This window comes from Pseudoflavonifractor phocaeensis, assembly GCF_021531375.1.
GTDB classification, from domain to species: Bacteria; Bacillota; Clostridia; order Oscillospirales; family Oscillospiraceae; genus Lawsonibacter; species Lawsonibacter phocaeensis_B.
Map to the genome: position 1 here is coordinate 135,458 of NZ_JADYTU010000001.1, position 16,642 is coordinate 152,099.

Below are 16,642 nucleotides of genomic sequence, written 5' to 3' on the forward strand. Positions count from 1 at the left end.
TTGCTATAAAAAAACCGGCAGTGGAAACCACTGCCGGCTGCTGGCGGAGATGGAGGGATTCGAACCCCCGGGCGGTTTGACCCGCCAACTGATTTCGAGTCAGCCTCGTTACGACCACTTCGATACATCTCCATATTGTATTTTAAAAGGTCTGTGGGTTTCGGCCCGTCTGGGTACTGCCCGATTTGATACCGCCTGATCTGCCATCGGGCCGCCGGGACGGGAAAGCGCAATAAGGATACCAGACAACGGCAAAAAAATCAAGTTTTTTGGGGCAAAAATTTAGGATAATTCCGAAGTATCCCCCTCCCCGCGGGCCGGGGAGGGGAGGAAAGTTATCGGGAGGGAGTGTCCTCATAGGGCAGTCCGGCGAGATAACGCCGGGCCAGGTCCAGAGCGTGGTGGGCGGTTTGGGTGCGCAGACGGGCGCGGACAGGCCGGTTGCCCAGCTTCAGGGCACGGACATGCGTGCCCGCAGGGGTGGCGATGGCCACAAACATGGTGCCCACTTCGTTGCCCCGGTCGTCCTTGTCGGGGCCGGCTACGCCGGTGGAGGACAGGGCCACGTCGCAGCCCAGAGCCGCCCGGGCGCCCTCCGCCATAGCCGCTGCCACTTCCGCGGAGACGGCGCCGAACTGGTCCAGCAACCGCTGGGGCACGCCGAGAACGCCGGCCTTGACCTCGTTGGTGTAGGAGACGATTCCACCCTTGAAGACCTGAGAGGCGCCGGGGACGTCGGTGAGCCGTTTGGCGATCAGACCGCCGGTGCAGCTTTCCGCCACACCCAGAGTCAGCCCTTTTTCCTTTAAAAGGCCCTCCACCACTTCCTCCAGGGAGGACACGTCCACACCGTATACCTTGGAGCCGAACAGCTTCTTGATCTGCTCCACCGTGGGCTTCAGCAGAGCCTGGGCCTCCTCATCGGTGGCGGCTTTGGCGGTGACCCGCAGCTCACACTCCCCTTCCTTGGCGTAGGGCGCCAGAGTGGGGTTCGACATGGCGTTCATCTGGTCCCGGAGCTGGGCCTCCATGGAGGACTCGCCGATGCCGAAGAGCTTCAGGGTGTGGGAGGCGATGACCCCCTCGGACAGGGACTGGAGATAGGGCATGGCCCGGTAGCGGAACATGGGCCGACACTCGCTGGGGGGGCCAGGGAGCATGATGACGTGGACTCCCTCGGCCTGGAAGGCGCAGCCAGGGGCGGTGCCCCAGTCGTTGGACAGAACGGTACAGCCCTCGGGAAGCATGGCCTGCTGGAGGTTGTTTTCCGTCATGGGCCTGCCGGTGCGGGTAAAGTAGCTCTTGATCCGGTCCGCCGACTCCTGGTCAAAGACCAGCTTCTTGCCAAAGGCCTCGGCCAGAACATTTTTGGTCAGATCGTCGCAGGTGGGGCCCAGACCGCCGGTGGTGATGATGATGTCGGCCCGCTTTTTGGCGATGGCCACGGCCTCCTTGGCCCGCTGGGGATTATCGCCCACCACGGTGTGGTAGTAGACATTCAGCCCCAGCTCGCTCAGCCCCTGGGACAGCATTTGCGCGTCCGTGTTGGCGATGTTGCCCAGGAGCAGCTCCGTTCCTACGGACAGGATTTCTACGGTATGAGACATGGATAAGACCTCCGAAAAGAAGCAATCAGGCGCTTCACAAAAATGATGGGATATTCCTCGGGTACGCGATTCAGAATCTATAGGTCAGCACGGCAGTCTGGGTGGGGGTGTGAGGGGTGAGCTCCAGAGCGCTGCCGGGGTACCGGACCACGTCGCTCCGCAGGGCAAGAAAATCCTCCAGACGGGCGATGACCTCGTAGCCGAAGGTATCGGAGCGGTAGTGCATGGGGACCACGATCCGGGGCTTCAGATCCTCCACCAACTCCTGGGCCTGGCTGGCGTCGATGGTGTAGTATCCGCCCACCGGGATCAGAAGGACGTCCAGTCCCCGCAGGCGGTCCAGCTGCTCCGGCGTCGGGATACAGCCCAGATCGCCCAGATGGGCCAGCCGCATCCCCTCGGCGGCGACGATGTGGATGGTGTCGGGCCCCCGCAGAGCGCCGCCCTCCGGGTCGTGGAAGGTGGAGATGGTCTCCACGGAAAAGGAGGGGGTGCGGCCGGTGAGACCGACCAGCTCCCGGGCGCCGTGGTCCCGGTGATCGTGGCTGCACAGCACCAAATCGGCGGTCAGGCGGATGGGGGAGAGGCCGGGGACGCTGCCGTCCCGGTAGGGATCAAAGACCACAGAGCCCTCCGCCGTTTCCAGCGTGAAGCAGGAGTGACCGTTCCAGATCAGATTCATAAAAACGCTCCTCTCAGTAAGATGAACAAAAGGGGAGGAAATTTGGTGATTGTGCATATTATAGCACGGAAGGGGCGGGAAAGGAAGCCAATTTGGAGGGCGGATTTTCAGAGGGCGGGGAAAATTTGATTAGAAAGACGGCAAAACAAGGCGGAAAGGCGGGGGAAAGAGAAATAAAGCCGATTTAGTAGAAACGAAAGCCCGGCGAAGTTCGGCACAATGCCCGAAAAGTTGCCTCGAAAAAGAAGCATGATAACGTAAATGTCAAAAATGGAGGGCTCAGGAGGAAAAATGAGGCCGTTTTATGAATTTTTTGCAATTTTTCGACCAATTTATAGTTGAAATTCTTTGGGATTTGGAATACAATGATAGCCGCGTGAACAAGGAGGCGGCCAACGTGCTGAACATTGTATTGGTAGAACCGGAGATCCCGATGAACACCGGAAATATCGCACGGACCTGTGCCGCCACCCGCAGCCGTCTCCATCTGGTCAAGCCGCTGGGATTTGACATCAGTGATAAGGCGGTCAAGCGCGCCGGGCTGGACTACTGGCCCATGGTGGATCTGCGGGTCTATGAAAATCTGGATCACTTCTTTTGGGAAAATCCGGACCCCGACCTGTGGCTCGCCACCACCAAGGCTCCCCGGGACTACACCCAGGCGACCTTCCGACCGGACTGCTGGCTCATGTTCGGGAAGGAGACCGCCGGTCTGCCCGAGGACCTGCGCCGGACCTATTATGACCGGTGCATCCGCATTCCCATGCGGCCCGACGCCAGAAGCCTGAATCTGGCAAACTCCGTGGCTGTCCTGGCCTATGAAGCGCTGCGGCAGCAAGGCTTTCCCGGCCTGTCCGGAGTGGGGTCCATGGCGGAGAAAGCTTGAATTTTGTAAACCGCATCCCTTTCCAACTGCGTTACTGAAGAAAGGAGTCTCTGTTATGAACTACAATAAGAAGACTGTCAAGGACATCGACGTCAAGGGTAAAAAGGTGCTGCTGCGCTGCGATTTCAACGTCCCCATGGCCAAGGACGGCAGCGGCGTCATCACCGATGACAAGCGCATCCGGGCCGCTCTGCCCACCATCCAGTATCTGCTGGACCAGGGCGCTGCCGTCATCGCCTGCTCCCACATGGGCAAGCCCAAGGGCCAGGTGGTCCCCGAGTTGTCCCTGAAGCCTGTGGCCGCCCGGCTGAGCGAGCTGCTGGGCAAGCAGGTCATTATGGCCGCCGATGTGGTGGGTCCCGACGCCCAGTCCAAGGCTGCCGCGCTCCAGCCCGGCCAGATCATGCTGCTGGAGAACACCCGCTTTGAGGCCGGCGAGACCAAGAACGATCCCGCTCTGGCCAAGGCCATGGCCGACATGGCCCAGATCTATGTGTCCGACGCTTTCGGCGCCGTCCACCGCGCCCACGCCTCCACCGCCGGCGTGGCCGACTATCTGCCCGCCGTGTCCGGCTTCCTGATCCAGAAGGAGCTGGAGGTCATCGGCGGCGCCCTGGCCGCGCCCAAGCGTCCCCTGGTGGCCATCCTGGGCGGCTCCAAGGTGTCCTCCAAGATCGGCGTCATCAACAACCTGCTGGAGATCGCCGATACCATCATCATTGGCGGCGGCATGGCCTATACCTTCTCCGCCGCGGAAGGCGGCAAGGTGGGCAACTCCCTGCTGGAGAGCGACTGGATGGACTACTCCAAGGAGATGGTCAAGAAGGCTGCCGACAAGGGCGTGAAGCTGCTGCTCCCCGTGGACACCGTCTGCGGCGACAAGTTTGCCCCCGACGCCAATATCCAGGTGGTCGAGGCCGGCCAGATTCCCGATGGCTGGGAGGGACTGGATATCGGCCCCAAGACTGTGAAGCTGTACTGTGACGCCGTGGCCGACGCCGGTACTGTGATCTGGAACGGCCCCATGGGCGTGTTTGAGTTCCCCGCCTTTGCCAAGGGCACCGAGGCTGTGGCCGAGGCCCTGTCCAAGACCAACGCCATCACCATCATCGGCGGCGGCGACTCCGCGGCCGCGGTGCAGCAGCTGGGCTATGCCGACAAGATGACCCATATCTCCACCGGCGGCGGAGCCAGCCTGGAGTTTATGGAGGGCAAGGAGCTGCCCGGCGTCGCTTGCCTGCTGGATGCCTGAGCGCGGGAAGTCTCAAAAAAGAAAATCATTGCGCACCCTTCTGCTTAAATCACGGCAGATTTGAAATAATGCTAATAGAATTAGGGAGAGAGAAACCATGAATCGTCGTTATCGCAAGACCATTATCGCCGGAAACTGGAAGATGAACAACACCCTGTCCCAGACCAAGGCCTTTGCCGAGGAGATTAAGCCCATCATGCCCAAGGGCAAGTGGTGCAACGTGGTGCTGTGCGTTCCCGCGGTGAATATCACCAACGCCGTCCGCATGTTCAAGGACTGCCACATCGCCATCGGTGCTGAGACCTGCCACTATGAGGACCACGGTGCCTACACCGGCGAGATGACTGTGGAGATGATCAAGGAGGCCGGCGCCAAGTACGTCATCATCGGCCACTCCGAGCGCCGCCAGTACTACAACGAGACCGACTTCACCGTGAACAAGAAGGTCCATGCCGCCATCAACGCCGGCCTGATCCCCATCGTCTGCGTGGGCGAGAGCCTGGAGCAGCGTGAGCTGGGCGTGACCATGGAGCTGATCGCTTACCAGGTCAAGTGCGCTCTGGCCAATGTGCCCGCTGAGAAGATGCGTCATGTGGTCATCGCTTACGAGCCCCTGTGGGCCATCGGCACCGGCAAGACCGCTACTGCCGAGCAGGCCGGCGAGGTCTGCCAGGCCATCCGTGCCGTCATCCGCAAGCTGTACGGCGCCCATGTGGCCCGCTCCGTCACCATCCAGTACGGCGGCTCCATGAACGCCAAGAACGCCGCCGAGCTGCTGGCGCAGCCCGACGTGGACGGCGGCCTGATCGGTGGCGCCTCCCTGAAGCCCGCTGACTTCGTTCAGATCATCAACGCCGCGAACCAGGAGTAACGAGCCGAACATTTTCCGCGGAAAATGCACCGCTGCGCGACGAGCCGGCTCTCGCGGGTGGGAACCAGTTTCCCCCCGCGTGCCCCCTCCGCTCTCCGGGGGGAATAAGGTGTCCTTCGGACCTATGACAAGGAGTAACTGAGGTTTTTATGAAAACACCTACCACATTGATTATTATGGACGGCTTTGGCCTGGAGGGGCCCTCCGCGGGCAACGCCGTGGTCAACACTCCCACCCCCAATCTGGATAAGATCTTTGCCGAGTGCCCCGGCTGCCGCCTGTCCGCCTCCGGGCTGGACGTGGGTCTGCCCGAGGGGCAGATGGGCAACAGCGAGGTGGGCCACACCAATATCGGCGCCGGCCGGGTGGTCTTCCAGGACCTGCCCCACATCAGCCGTGACATCGACACCGGGGTCTTCTTCCAGAACCCCGCTTACCTGGACGCCATGGACAACTGCCGGGAGTGGGGAAGCGCCCTGCACCTGATGGGCCTGCTGTCCGACGGCGGCGTCCACAGCCATATCAACCACCTGTTCGCCCTGCTGAGAATGGCCAAGGAGCAGGGAATCGAAAAGGTCTATGTCCACTGCTTCCTGGACGGCCGCGACGTGCCCCCCTCCTCGGGCAAGCACTTTGTGGAGCAGCTCCAGGCCAAGATGCAGCAGCTGGGCGTGGGTCAGATTGCCTCCGTGATGGGCCGCTACTATGCCATGGACCGCGACAAGCGCTGGGACCGGGTCCAGCGGGCCTACGACGCCATCGTCTGCGGGCAGGCCCCCTATGTGGCCGACGCCGCCGACGCCGTCCAGAAGTCCTATGACGCCGGCGTCACCGACGAGTTCGTGGAGCCTGTGGTCTGCCTGAAGAACGTTCAGGTCCAGGACAACGACTCGGTGATCTTCTTCAACTTCCGCCCCGACCGGGCACGGGAGATTACCCGCTGCCTGGTGGACGAGGAGCTGAAGGACATCGACCGGAAGACCGGCTTTGTCCCTGTGTGCTTTGTCTGTACCACCGAGTACGACGCCACCATGCCCAACGTCACCGTGGCCTATCCCCGGCAGAAGCTGGAGAACATCTTCGGCGAGTATATCTCCAAGCTGGGCCTGACCCAGCTGCGGATCGCCGAGACGGAGAAGTACGCCCATGTGACCTTCTTCTTCAACGGCGGCGTGGAGCAGGTGTTCCCCGGGGAGGACCGGTGCCTCATCGCCTCCCCCAAGGTGGCCACCTACGACCTCCAGCCCGAGATGAGCGCCTATCAGGTCACCGAGGAGGCGGTCAAGCGTATCCTCAGCGGGACCTATGACGTCATCATCCTGAACTTTGCCAACTGCGACATGGTGGGCCATACCGGCGTGTATGACGCGGCCTGCAAGGCCGTGGCTACCGTGGACGAGTGCGTGGGCAAGGTGGTGGAGGCTACCTCCAAGATGGGCGGCGTGTCTCTCATCACCGCCGACCACGGCAACGCCGAGCACATGATGGAGCCAGACGGCTCCCCCTTCACCGCCCACACCACCAATCTGGTCCCCTTCTATATCGTAGGCGCCAGCGTCAAGCTGCGGGACGGCCGCCTGGCCGATATCGCCCCCACCATGCTGGACCTGATGGGCCTGGAAAAGCCCGCCGAGATGGACGGGGAGACTCTGATCGAGAATTGAGCGCGTTCCCGTGCGGAAGTCCGCACAGACCATAATTCCCTGGGCGGGAAACAGCCCCGCCGCTACAAATGAAAGGAGATTGATTCCAATGAAGCAGATGATCGAGATCGTTGACGTCCTGGGCCGTGAGATCCTGGACAGCCGCGGCAACCCCACCGTTGAGGTGGAGGTCTATCTGGAAGACGGCACCATGGGCCGGGCCGCTGTGCCCTCCGGCGCCTCCACTGGTATCTACGAGGCCTGCGAGCTCCGTGACGGCGACAAGGGCCGCTACATGGGCAAGGGCGTTGAGACCGCTGTTAAGAACGTGAACACCGAGATCGCCGAGGCCCTCATCGGCACCAACGTGCTGGACCAGGTGGCCATCGACAAGATGCTCATTGACCTGGACGGCACCCCCAACAAGAACCGCCTGGGCGCCAACGCCATTCTGGGCGCTTCCCTGGCCTGCGCCAAGGCTGCCGCTGAGTCTCTGGGCACCTCCCTGTACAACTATATCGGCGGCGTCAACGCCAAGCAGCTGCCCGTCCCCATGATGAACATCCTGAACGGCGGCGCTCATGCCACCAACAACGTGGAGATCCAGGAGTTCATGATCATGCCCGTCTCCGCCCCCTCCTTCCGCGAGGCCCTGCGCCGCTGCGCCGAGGTCTTCCACACCCTGAAGACGGTGCTGAAGGAGAACGGCACCCCCGCCGCCGGCGTGGGCGACGAGGGTGGCTACGCCCCCAACCTGAAGAAGGATGAGGACGCCCTGAAGGTCATCGTGACCGCCATCGAGAGAGCCGGCTACAAGCCCGGCGAGGACTTCAAGATCGCCATCGACGCCGCCTCTTCCGAGTGGTGGGACGAGGAGCAGAAGATCTATATCCAGCCCAAGTCCGGCAAGAAGCTGACCCAGCAGCAGCTGGTCAACATGTGGAAGAAGTTTGCCGACACCTACCCCATCATCTCCCTGGAGGACGGCATGGCCGAGACCGACTGGGAAGGCTGGGCTATGCTGACCAAGGCCATCGGCGACCGCGTCCAGCTGGTGGGCGACGACCTGTTCGTCACCAACGTGGAGCGTCTGGCCACCGGCATTGAGAAGAAGGTGGGCAACGCCATCCTCATCAAGGTCAACCAGATCGGCACCCTGACCGAGACCCTGGACGCCATCCAGATGGCCAACCGGGCCGGCTATACCGCCATCGTGTCCCACCGCTCCGGCGAGACCGAGGACGCCACCATTGCCGACATCGCCGTGGCTCTGAACGCCGGCCAGATCAAGACCGGCGCCCCCAGCCGCACCGACCGCGTGGCCAAGTACAACCAGCTGCTCCGCATCGAGGAGGAGCTGGGCGACATCGCCGAGTACCCCGGCATGAAGGCTTTCTTCAACCTGCGCTAAGACTTCAAGTTCCAGCAACAGCGCCGCCCGACAGGGCGGCGCTGTTTTTTTGTCGTCCAGCTCCCGGGGCCCCCGGCGAGACCCAGCGCAGCGGTCTCGCGGGGGAAAGGAGGAGCGGTGGAGTGAACGAGCCTTGCCATTTGCGGCGAGGCGAGTGATACGAAACTTGCGACGACGCGGCGACATCGCCGAGCACCCCGGCATGAAGGCTTTCTTCAACCTGCGCTAAGTTCCAGACATGCAAAATCAGGACCGCCTATGGGCGGTCCTGATTTTTTTCAATGTTAGAAATTTTCCTCAAAATGGGCTTGTAGTGTGGAAAAGCCCTGCTATACTGGACACAACGGCGCCGTAAAATCAAAATAACGAGGAGATTTTATGGAACACAACTTTATATTGCGTCAGATCGGTACCGCGCACACGGGGGAGGAGGGCTTTTATCTTGCCATCGCCCCCCAGTATCGAGAGGCGTTGGCAGGGCTGGAGGAGTTCAGATATATCAACGTCCTGTGGTGGTTCTCCGGCTGCGACAACAGCATGTCCCGGGAAAAGTTGTGGGAGTGCAGGCCCTATGTCCGCGGCCCGGAGGTGCTGGGCGCTTTCGCAACCCGGACGCCGGAGCGCCCCAATCCCATCGCCCTGTCCTGCGCCCGCGTGACCCATTTGGACCGGGAGCGGGGGGTAGTAGGTCTGGACTATCTGGACGCGGAAGAGGGCAGTCCCGTGCTGGACCTCAAGCCCTACCTCCCCAGTCTGGACCGGGTGGAGCGGCCCGTCATGCCCGCCTGGTGCGCCCATTGGCCGGACAGTGTGGAGAAAAGCGGAGATTTTGACTGGGAGAAGGAGTTCAACTTCTGAGCCGGGGAATGAGAAAAGGGGGACCGCCCGACGGGCGGTCCCCCTGCTGTATTTCATGTGTCAAAGCTTAAAACCGCTCCGCCAGTACCCGGCACAGTACGTCGGCCATCCTCCGGTGGCCCTCCTCGGTGGGGTGGAGGCCGTCCTGGAACAGGGAACGGTCCACCGTGCCGTCCGGGCGAAGGAATGGGCTGCGGAAGTCGGCCAGGGGCAAATGTTTGTCGGCGGCGTAGTGGCGGATCCAGTGGGCGTATTGCTCGCCCAGAGCGGCAGTGCGGGCCATATCCTGCTCGGGATCCCACTCTGGGGAGCACATGTCCGCCGGGAAAATGGGCAGGGGGACCCCCAGGATTACCGGGATGGACAGCAGCTCCGCCTGGCGGCAGATGGCGACCACATTGGCGCAGACGGGGCGGTACTGGCCGGTGATGCTGATGTCGTTGATGCCGCCCAGCAGCACCATGGCGTCGGGAGCCTGGTGAAAGACCTGGGTCTGGCACCGGGCCAGCATCCCTCCAGTGGTGTCGCCGCTGACGCCCCGGTTGATCAGTGTATGGCCGGTGCGGGCGGACACCAGGTCGGACCAGCGCTTTGACAGGTCGGGCAGGCCAAAACCGTAAGTGATGCTGTCTCCCATACAGATGATCTTCATAAAAGTTCCTCCTGTTTCAGCAGATAAAATTGATTCTTTTTCGCGCGTACCAGCCCCTCCCGGCGCAGCTTGCTCAGTTCATTGGACAATGCGCTCCGGTCCACCCCCAGGTAGTCCGCCAACTGCTGTCGGTCAAAGGGGATGGAAAAATGGGAACTCCCCTGGAGCACCGCCTGGTCGGAGAGATAGGACAGCAGCCGCCCCCGGATGGTCTTGGAAGACGTGTAAAAACTGCGCCGGGACAGGGAAAGATTTTTCCGGGCGGTGATGCTCAGCAGATTGCGGACCAGTACCCTCTGATGGAGGCAGCCGGACTCGCCGGAGAAGATCTGCCCCACGTCCAGAAAAAGCACCCGGGTCTCCCCGGCGGCCACCGCGTTGACCATAAGCGGCTCTCCGGGCAGGCAGGCGTAGGTTTCGGCAAAGACTTCTCCCTCTCCCACATGGCCCAAAACGGTCCGGTTGCCCCATATATCATCGTGCTCCAGCGTCACTCCGCCGGACAGCACCAAGCCCAGCCGCCGGGTCCGGTCTCCTAGGCGGAGGATGGTCTCTCCCTTTTGATAGCGGCGGACTTCCGCGTCCAGACAGCGGAGCATCTCCGCGACCTCCTCCCGGGAGGCCCCCCGAAACAGGTCGGTGGTTTCCAGATCTTGCAGGTCCATAGTACCTCCATTTGTTGTATTAACAACATATAGAATAGAGAGATCATACTATACTTGAGCCATCCAGTCAAGGAAAGGTTGTGATCTGCATGATCCGCAGATTGATTCATATCGACGAGGAGCGCTGCAACGGCTGCGGCCTGTGCGCCAAAGCCTGTCACGAGGGAGCCATCGGCATGGTGGACGGCAAGGCCAGACTGCTGCGGGACGACTACTGCGACGGCCTGGGAGACTGCCTGCCCGCCTGCCCCACGGGGGCCATCACCTTTGTGGAGCGGGAAGCCGCCGCCTATGACGAGGCCGCCGTCCAGGCCAATAAGGCCCGGCAGGGGGTGCCCACCGGCGGCTGCCCCGGCAGCCGTGCCCAGATGCTCCGCCGGGAGGAGGAAGAGGGACTGGCTCCCGCCGTGCCCTCTCAGCTGCGCCAGTGGCCGGTCCAGATCAAGCTTGCTCCCATCAGCGCCCCTTATTTCAACGGGGCACACCTGCTCATCGCCGCCGACTGTGCCGCCTATGCCTACGGCAGTTTCCACCAGGATTTTATCCGGGGGAAGGTGACGCTGATCGGCTGCCCCAAGCTGGACGGCGTGGATTACAGCGGGAAGCTGACGGAGATCATCCGTCAAAACGACGTGAAAAGCGTCACCGTGGTCCGGATGGAGGTGCCCTGCTGCGGCGGCCTCCAGAATGCGGCGGTGACCGCTCTGAAAAACAGCGGCAAGTTCATTCCCTGGCAGGTGGTCACCATCTCCACCGACGGGAGAGTGACAGGTCGGTAAAAAACGGTCCGCCCCTAAGCGCACCTGCAAGGTGCAGCAGCTCGGGAGCGGACCGTTTTATTTCCTTGCCGGACCAAGGTTGCGAAAGCCTTATGGCCCGCTGAAAAGGGAGTAAAATGGGATTTCAGTCGAAACGCAGAGGAATCGGTGGAAAACTTTGTGGATTTCTGAAAGATTTGTGCTTGACGGGGGCTTGACAAGATGGTATAATTCCAAATTGCGGTGGTAGGGGCTTTGCGCCCTTTTACCCGATGAAACGCCCCCGGAAACGGGGGAGGAGGAGGGCACCGATATGATCTCTGAACTGAACAGTCCCAATAAGGTGGTCGGTGCCAAGCAGGTACGGCGTGCCCTGAACGACGGCCGGGCCAGAAAAGTGTTTGTGGCCGCCGACGCCGATCCCCGGGTCACCCAGCCGCTGGCGCAGCTTGCCGTGGACAAGCGGATCGCCGTGGAGCTGGTCCCCACCATGAAGGAGCTGGGCTCCGCCTGCGGCATCGCCGTGGCGAGCGCGGTGGCTGCGCTCCTGTAATTGGATTTTAACAGAATAAGGTCTCCTTATTTTGTTAAAATATATATTATGCCCCATGGGGCAGCTTTCGAGAAAGGAGGAAAATCATGCCTACTTTTAATCAGCTGGTTCGCAAGGGCCGTCAGCAGGTGGCCTACAAGTCCACTTCTCCCGCCCTCCAGCACGGTCTGAACACCCTGAAGAACAAGGCCACCGATCTGCCTTCTCCCCAGAAGAGAGGTGTCTGCACCGCCGTTCGTACTTCCACTCCTAAGAAGCCGAACTCCGCTCTGCGTAAGATCGCCCGTGTCCGCCTGACCAACGGTATGGAAGTCACCGCCTATATCCCCGGTGTCGGCCACAACCTGCAGGAGCACTCCGTGGTTATGATCCGCGGCGGCCGTGTCAAGGACCTTCCCGGTGTGCGTTACCACATCATCCGCGGCACTCTGGATGCCCAGGGCGTCAACGGCCGTATGCAGGCCCGTTCCAAGTACGGTGCCAAGCGTCCCAAGGCCGGCAAGAAGTAATTTTACCTTGTTGTAAGATCGCTTCCGGACGAAAGTCCAACCTGAATTGCATTGTGCGCTTACGCGCAAGGCAACCCGCCTTGCCGAGCGTTTACCTATATATCTATGGGCGGACCTCGGACAGGCATTACACGGAACACAGCGTTTCGAGTACCTATGATTTCTATATTTATAAGAAGGAGGGAAGCAAAGTGCCCAGAAGAGGAAATGTACCCAAGCGGGAGGTTCTGCCTGATCCGCTTTACAACTCCGTCCTGGTTACCAAGCTCACCAACAGCATCATGCTGGATGGCAAGAAGGGCGTGGCTCAGAAGGTGGTTTACGGCGCCTTCGACATCATTAAGGAAAAGACCGGCAAGGAGCCCATGGAGGTTTATACCCAGGCTCTTGAGAACATCATGCCCTCCCTGGAGGTCAAGGCCCGCCGTGTGGGCGGCGCCACCTACCAGGTGCCTATCGAGGTCCGGCCCGAGCGCCGTCAGACCCTGGGTCTGCGCTGGCTGACCACTTACGCCCGCGCCCGTGGTGAGAAGACCATGAAGGAGCGTCTGGCTGGCGAGATCATGGACGCCGCCAACAACACCGGCTCCGCCGTGAAGAAGCGCGAGGACACCCACAAGATGGCCGAGTCCAACAAGGCTTTCGCCCACTACCGCTGGTAATCACAAAGGAGAGAAAGTATGCCTAGAAAAGTTTCTCTTGAGAACACTCGTAACATTGGCATCATGGCCCACATCGACGCGGGCAAGACGACCACCACCGAGCGTATCCTCTATTATACCGGCGTCAACTACAAGATCGGCGAGACCCATGAGGGTACCGCCACCATGGACTGGATGGCTCAGGAGCAGGAGCGCGGCATCACCATCACCTCTGCCGCCACCACCTGCTACTGGCAGGGAACCAAGAACCAGTTCCCCCAGACCCGTCTGAACATTATCGACACCCCGGGCCACGTGGACTTCACCGTTGAGGTGGAGCGCTCCCTGCGCGTGCTGGACGGCTCTGTTACCGTCATGTGCGCCAAGGGCGGCGTGGAGCCCCAGTCCGAGACTGTGTGGCGCCAGGCCGATAACTACAAGGTCCCCCGCATGATCTACGTCAACAAGATGGATATCATGGGCGCCGATTTCTACAACGTGCTGCACATGATCCATGACCGTCTGAAGTGCAATGCCGTGCCCATCCAGCTGCCCATCGGCTCCGAGGATACCTTCAAGGGTATCATCGACCTGGTGGAGATGGACGCCGACATCTACTATGACGAGCTGGGCAAGGACATGCGCGTGGAGCCCATCCCCGAGGACATGATGGAGCTGGCCCAGGAGTACCGCACCAAGCTGCTGGACGCCTGCGCCGACATCGACGAGGAGATCATGATGCTGGTGCTGGAGGAGCAGGAAGTTCCTCAGGACATGATCCGCCGCGCCCTCCGCAAGGGTACCATCGACAATGTCCTGGTCCCCGTCACCTGCGGCACCTCTTACAAGAACAAGGGTGTGCAGAAGCTGCTGGACGCCATCGTGGACTATATGCCCTCTCCCATCGACATCCCCGCTATCGACGGTGTCAACCCCGAGACCGACGAGCCCGATGTCCGTCACGCTGACGACAACGCGCCCTTCTCCGGTCTGGCTTTCAAGATCGCCACCGATCCTTTCGTTGGCCGTCTGTCCTTCGTGCGTGTGTACTCCGGTATCCTGAATACCGGTACCACCGTTCTGAACTCCACCAAGAAGCAGAAGGAGCGCATCGGCCGTATCCTGCAGATGCACGCCAATCACCGTGAGGACATCGAGTGCTGCTATGCCGGCGACATCTGCGCCGTCATCGGCCTGAAGAACTCCACCACCGGCGACACCCTCTGCGACGAGAAGGCTCCCATCATTCTGGAGTCCATGGAGTTCCCCGAGCCTGTTATCCGCGTGGCTATCGAGCCCAAGACCAAGGCCGGCCAGGAGAAGATGGGCATCGCCCTGATGAAGCTGGCCGAGGAGGACCCCACCTTCAAGACCTACACCGACGAGGAGACCGGTCAGACCATCATCGCCGGTATGGGCGAGCTCCATCTGGAGATCATCGTGGACCGTCTGCTCCGCGAGTACAAGGTGGAGGCCAACGTGGGCGCTCCCCAGGTCGCCTATAAGGAGACCATCAAGAAGTCCGTTGAGCAGGACACCAAGTATGCCCGTCAGTCCGGCGGTAAGGGCCAGTACGGCCATGTCCGCATCACTGTGGAGCCCAACGAGCCCGGCAAGGGTTATGAGTTCCTCAACGAGATCACCGGCGGCGTCATCCCCAAGGAGTATATCCCCGCGGTCGACGCCGGTATCCAGGGCGCCATGCAGGCGGGTGTTCTGGCCGGCTATCCTGTGGTCGACGTGAAGGTCCACCTGACCTTCGGCTCCTACCACGAGGTCGACTCCTCCGAGATGGCCTTTAAGATTGCCGGTTCCATGGCCTTCAAGGAGGCCTGCCGCAAGGCTACCCCCTGCCTGCTGGAGCCTATGATGAAGGTTTCCGTCATCGTTCCCGATGAGTACCTGGGCAACGTCATCGGCGATCTGAACAGCCGCCGCGGTCAGATCCAGGGTCAGGAGAGCCGTCCCGGCGCCACCCAGATCGACGCGCTGGTGCCTCTGGCCAACATGTTTGGCTACGCCACCGATCTGCGTTCTTCCACCCAGGGCCGCGGCCAGTACTCCATGGAGCCCCACAGCTATGTGGAGATCCCCAAGAGCATCGCGGACAAGATCATCGCCGAGCGTGGCCGCAATCAGGAGTAATTCTGACGCGGTTTGCAGGAAAATGGGGTTGCATTTACCGTCGGAATAGGATAAAATATCCCCGATACGATGTACCCCGGCATAATTTTGATTTGAATTGTAAATAAGGAGGAAATTCCAATGGCTAAGGCAAAATTCGAGCGTACTAAGCCCCATGTTAACATCGGCACCATCGGTCACGTCGACCACGGCAAGACCACTCTGACCGCCGCCATCACCAAGTACCTGGCTATGAAGGGCCAGGCTCAGTACGAGGACTACTCCAGCATCGACAAGGCTCCCGAGGAGCGCGAGCGTGGTATCACCATCAACACCGCTCACGTGGAGTATGAGACCGACGCCCGTCACTATGCCCACGTCGACTGCCCGGGCCACGCCGACTATATCAAGAACATGATCACCGGCGCTGCTCAGATGGACGGCGCTATCCTGGTTATCGCCGCTACCGACGGCCCCATGGCTCAGACCAAGGAGCACATCCTGCTGGCCCGTCAGGTGGGCGTGCCCGCCATGGTCGTGTTCCTGAACAAGTGCGACCAGGTCGACGACGAGGAGCTGCTGGAGCTGGTTGAGATGGAGGTCCGTGAGACCCTGTCCTCCTACGAGTTCCCCGGCGACGAGATCCCCATCATCAAGGGCTCCGCTCTGAACGCTCTGACCAACGAGTCCGGCAACCCCGACGACCCCGACTTCGCCTGCATCAAGGAGCTGATGGACGCCGTCGACACCTATATCCCCACTCCCGCCCGTAACGACGAGCTGCCCTTCCTGATGCCCGTCGAGGACGTGTTCACCATCTCCGGCCGTGGTACCGTTGCTACCGGCCGTGTGGAGCGTGGCCAGATCAAGACTGGCGAGACCGTGGAGATCGTTGGCCTGTCCGACGAGAAGAAGTCCACCGTCGTTACCGGTCTGGAGATGTTCCGCAAGACCCTGGACTTCGCCGAGGCCGGCGACAACATCGGCGCTCTGCTGCGTGGTGTTGCTAAGACCGACGTGGAGCGCGGCCAGGTTCTGTGCAAGCCCGGCTCCATCCACCCCCACACCAAGTTCAAGGGCCAGGTTTACGTCCTGACCAAGGAAGAGGGCGGCCGTCACACCCCCTTCTTCAACAACTATCGTCCCCAGTTCTACTTCCGTACCACCGACGTGACCGGCATCATCTCCCTGCCCGAGGGCGTTGAGATGTGCATGCCCGGCGATAACGTCGACATGGACGTGGAGCTGATCACCCCCATCGCCATCGAGAAGGGCCTGCGTTTCGCTATCCGTGAGGGTGGCCGCACCGTGGGTTCCGGCGCTGTTATCGAGATCAACGAGTAATTTTATACTCCCTATGTTCTCACAAAAGGGCGGACTTCTTTGGAAGTCCGCCCTTTTTCTATCAAGAAAACCAACGGCTGTGCCGATGACTCCCAAATACTTTTGTCAAACACAGAAACAAGTATCCTCCCTTGTCAGAATAGAGGCGGTCGGCAGACCGCTTCTATTTTGTCAAAGGAGGAATTA

16 protein-coding genes and 1 tRNA gene are annotated in these 16,642 nt (G+C 60.9%); 12 read left to right on the forward strand and 5 right to left on the reverse strand.

Annotated elements, in window-relative coordinates; all coding sequences use genetic code 11:
* Positions 1–41: 41 nt before the first annotated feature.
* The 3 genes from I6E39_RS00635 to I6E39_RS00645 all read right to left on the reverse strand — a co-directional run bounded on the left by I6E39_RS00635 (position 42) and on the right by I6E39_RS00645 (position 2,289).
* Positions 42–132, reverse strand: a tRNA-Ser gene (locus tag I6E39_RS00635).
* 203 nt (positions 133–335) lie between these two features.
* Positions 336–1,607, reverse strand: a complete 1,272-nt coding sequence (locus I6E39_RS00640) for a competence/damage-inducible protein A (RefSeq protein WP_235379373.1) — start codon at positions 1,605–1,607, stop codon at positions 336–338.
* Positions 1,608–1,677: 70 nt separating this feature from the next.
* Complete coding sequence (locus tag I6E39_RS00645; RefSeq protein ID WP_235379374.1) at positions 1,678–2,289, reverse strand: MBL fold metallo-hydrolase; 612 nt, start codon at positions 2,287–2,289, stop codon at positions 1,678–1,680.
* A gap of 397 nt (positions 2,290–2,686) precedes the next feature.
* Here I6E39_RS00645 and I6E39_RS00650 point away from each other — a divergent pair, with 397 nt between their 5' ends.
* The 6 genes from I6E39_RS00650 to I6E39_RS00675 all read left to right on the forward strand — a co-directional run bounded on the left by I6E39_RS00650 (position 2,687) and on the right by I6E39_RS00675 (position 9,210).
* A complete protein-coding gene (locus I6E39_RS00650; RefSeq protein ID WP_235379375.1) occupies positions 2,687–3,175 on the forward strand; it encodes a tRNA (cytidine(34)-2'-O)-methyltransferase in 489 nt (162 codons plus the stop codon).
* A gap of 55 nt (positions 3,176–3,230) precedes the next feature.
* Positions 3,231–4,427: a phosphoglycerate kinase gene (locus I6E39_RS00655; RefSeq protein ID WP_235379376.1), complete on the forward strand. Its 1,197-nt coding sequence runs from the start codon at positions 3,231–3,233 to the stop codon at positions 4,425–4,427.
* A gap of 97 nt (positions 4,428–4,524) precedes the next feature.
* The gene (gene tpiA, locus I6E39_RS00660) at positions 4,525–5,298 is read left to right on the forward strand and encodes a triose-phosphate isomerase (protein ID WP_235379377.1); all 774 of its coding nucleotides are present in this window, start codon (positions 4,525–4,527) and stop codon (positions 5,296–5,298) included.
* A 149-nt stretch (positions 5,299–5,447) separates the two neighbouring features.
* Positions 5,448–6,962: a 2,3-bisphosphoglycerate-independent phosphoglycerate mutase gene (gpmI, locus tag I6E39_RS00665; protein ID WP_235379378.1), complete on the forward strand. Its 1,515-nt coding sequence runs from the start codon at positions 5,448–5,450 to the stop codon at positions 6,960–6,962.
* Positions 6,963–7,050: 88 nt separating this feature from the next.
* A complete protein-coding gene (gene eno / locus I6E39_RS00670) occupies positions 7,051–8,352 on the forward strand; it encodes a phosphopyruvate hydratase (protein WP_235379379.1) in 1,302 nt (433 codons plus the stop codon).
* Between the two features lie 378 nt (positions 8,353–8,730).
* The gene (locus I6E39_RS00675; protein ID WP_235379380.1) at positions 8,731–9,210 is read left to right on the forward strand and encodes a TrmO family methyltransferase domain-containing protein; all 480 of its coding nucleotides are present in this window, start codon (positions 8,731–8,733) and stop codon (positions 9,208–9,210) included.
* 67 nt (positions 9,211–9,277) lie between these two features.
* Here the strand turns inward: I6E39_RS00675 and I6E39_RS00680 are convergent, their stop codons facing one another.
* The gene (locus I6E39_RS00680) at positions 9,278–9,862 is read right to left on the reverse strand and encodes a GDSL-type esterase/lipase family protein (RefSeq protein WP_235379381.1); all 585 of its coding nucleotides are present in this window, start codon (positions 9,860–9,862) and stop codon (positions 9,278–9,280) included.
* On the reverse strand, positions 9,859–10,527 hold the full coding sequence (locus I6E39_RS00685) for a Crp/Fnr family transcriptional regulator (protein WP_235379382.1): 669 nt from the start codon (positions 10,525–10,527) through the stop codon (positions 9,859–9,861). The genes I6E39_RS00680 and I6E39_RS00685 overlap by 4 nt, the downstream gene beginning before the upstream one ends.
* Positions 10,528–10,616: 89 nt before the next feature.
* On the opposite strand from I6E39_RS00685, the gene I6E39_RS00690 reads away from it, so the two are divergent.
* The 6 genes from I6E39_RS00690 (at position 10,617) to tuf (ending at position 16,456) form a co-directional block, all read left to right on the forward strand.
* Positions 10,617–11,306: a 4Fe-4S binding protein gene (locus I6E39_RS00690; RefSeq protein ID WP_235379383.1), complete on the forward strand. Its 690-nt coding sequence runs from the start codon at positions 10,617–10,619 to the stop codon at positions 11,304–11,306.
* A gap of 292 nt (positions 11,307–11,598) precedes the next feature.
* Positions 11,599–11,838, forward strand: a complete 240-nt coding sequence (locus tag I6E39_RS00695; protein WP_235379384.1) for a L7Ae/L30e/S12e/Gadd45 family ribosomal protein — start codon at positions 11,599–11,601, stop codon at positions 11,836–11,838.
* A gap of 86 nt (positions 11,839–11,924) precedes the next feature.
* Positions 11,925–12,347 carry a 30S ribosomal protein S12 gene (gene rpsL, locus I6E39_RS00700; protein ID WP_235379385.1) on the forward strand — a complete coding sequence of 141 codons (423 nt, stop codon included), beginning with the start codon at positions 11,925–11,927 and terminating at the stop codon, positions 12,345–12,347.
* A gap of 191 nt (positions 12,348–12,538) precedes the next feature.
* Positions 12,539–13,009, forward strand: a complete 471-nt coding sequence (rpsG, locus tag I6E39_RS00705) for a 30S ribosomal protein S7 (protein WP_235369867.1) — start codon at positions 12,539–12,541, stop codon at positions 13,007–13,009.
* A gap of 18 nt (positions 13,010–13,027) precedes the next feature.
* Positions 13,028–15,133, forward strand: coding sequence for an elongation factor G (gene fusA, locus I6E39_RS00710; RefSeq protein WP_235379386.1), 2,106 nt, complete (start codon positions 13,028–13,030; stop codon positions 15,131–15,133).
* A 120-nt stretch (positions 15,134–15,253) separates the two neighbouring features.
* The gene (gene tuf / locus I6E39_RS00715) at positions 15,254–16,456 is read left to right on the forward strand and encodes an elongation factor Tu (protein WP_235379387.1); all 1,203 of its coding nucleotides are present in this window, start codon (positions 15,254–15,256) and stop codon (positions 16,454–16,456) included.
* The last annotated feature ends 186 nt before the right edge of the window (positions 16,457–16,642 follow it).

Bases quoted from the DNA above. Each gene is read 5' to 3' on its own strand.
- I6E39_RS00640 (WP_235379373.1), bottom strand. From the start codon at position 1,607: ATGTCTCATACCGTAGAAATCCTGTCCGTAGGAACGGAGCTGCTCCTG.
- I6E39_RS00645 (WP_235379374.1), bottom strand. From the start codon at position 2,289: ATGAATCTGATCTGGAACGGTCACTCCTGCTTCACGCTGGAAACGGCG.
- I6E39_RS00655 (WP_235379376.1), top strand. From the start codon at position 3,231: ATGAACTACAATAAGAAGACTGTCAAGGACATCGACGTCAAGGGTAAA.
- tpiA (WP_235379377.1), top strand. From the start codon at position 4,525: ATGAATCGTCGTTATCGCAAGACCATTATCGCCGGAAACTGGAAGATG.
- gpmI (WP_235379378.1), top strand. From the start codon at position 5,448: ATGAAAACACCTACCACATTGATTATTATGGACGGCTTTGGCCTGGAG.
- eno (WP_235379379.1), top strand. From the start codon at position 7,051: ATGAAGCAGATGATCGAGATCGTTGACGTCCTGGGCCGTGAGATCCTG.
- I6E39_RS00675 (WP_235379380.1), top strand. From the start codon at position 8,731: ATGGAACACAACTTTATATTGCGTCAGATCGGTACCGCGCACACGGGG.
- I6E39_RS00680 (WP_235379381.1), bottom strand. From the start codon at position 9,862: ATGAAGATCATCTGTATGGGAGACAGCATCACTTACGGTTTTGGCCTG.
- I6E39_RS00685 (WP_235379382.1), bottom strand. From the start codon at position 10,527: ATGGACCTGCAAGATCTGGAAACCACCGACCTGTTTCGGGGGGCCTCC.
- I6E39_RS00690 (WP_235379383.1), top strand. From the start codon at position 10,617: ATGATCCGCAGATTGATTCATATCGACGAGGAGCGCTGCAACGGCTGC.
- I6E39_RS00695 (WP_235379384.1), top strand. From the start codon at position 11,599: ATGATCTCTGAACTGAACAGTCCCAATAAGGTGGTCGGTGCCAAGCAG.
- rpsL (WP_235379385.1), top strand. From the start codon at position 11,925: ATGCCTACTTTTAATCAGCTGGTTCGCAAGGGCCGTCAGCAGGTGGCC.
- fusA (WP_235379386.1), top strand. From the start codon at position 13,028: ATGCCTAGAAAAGTTTCTCTTGAGAACACTCGTAACATTGGCATCATG.
- tuf (WP_235379387.1), top strand. From the start codon at position 15,254: ATGGCTAAGGCAAAATTCGAGCGTACTAAGCCCCATGTTAACATCGGC.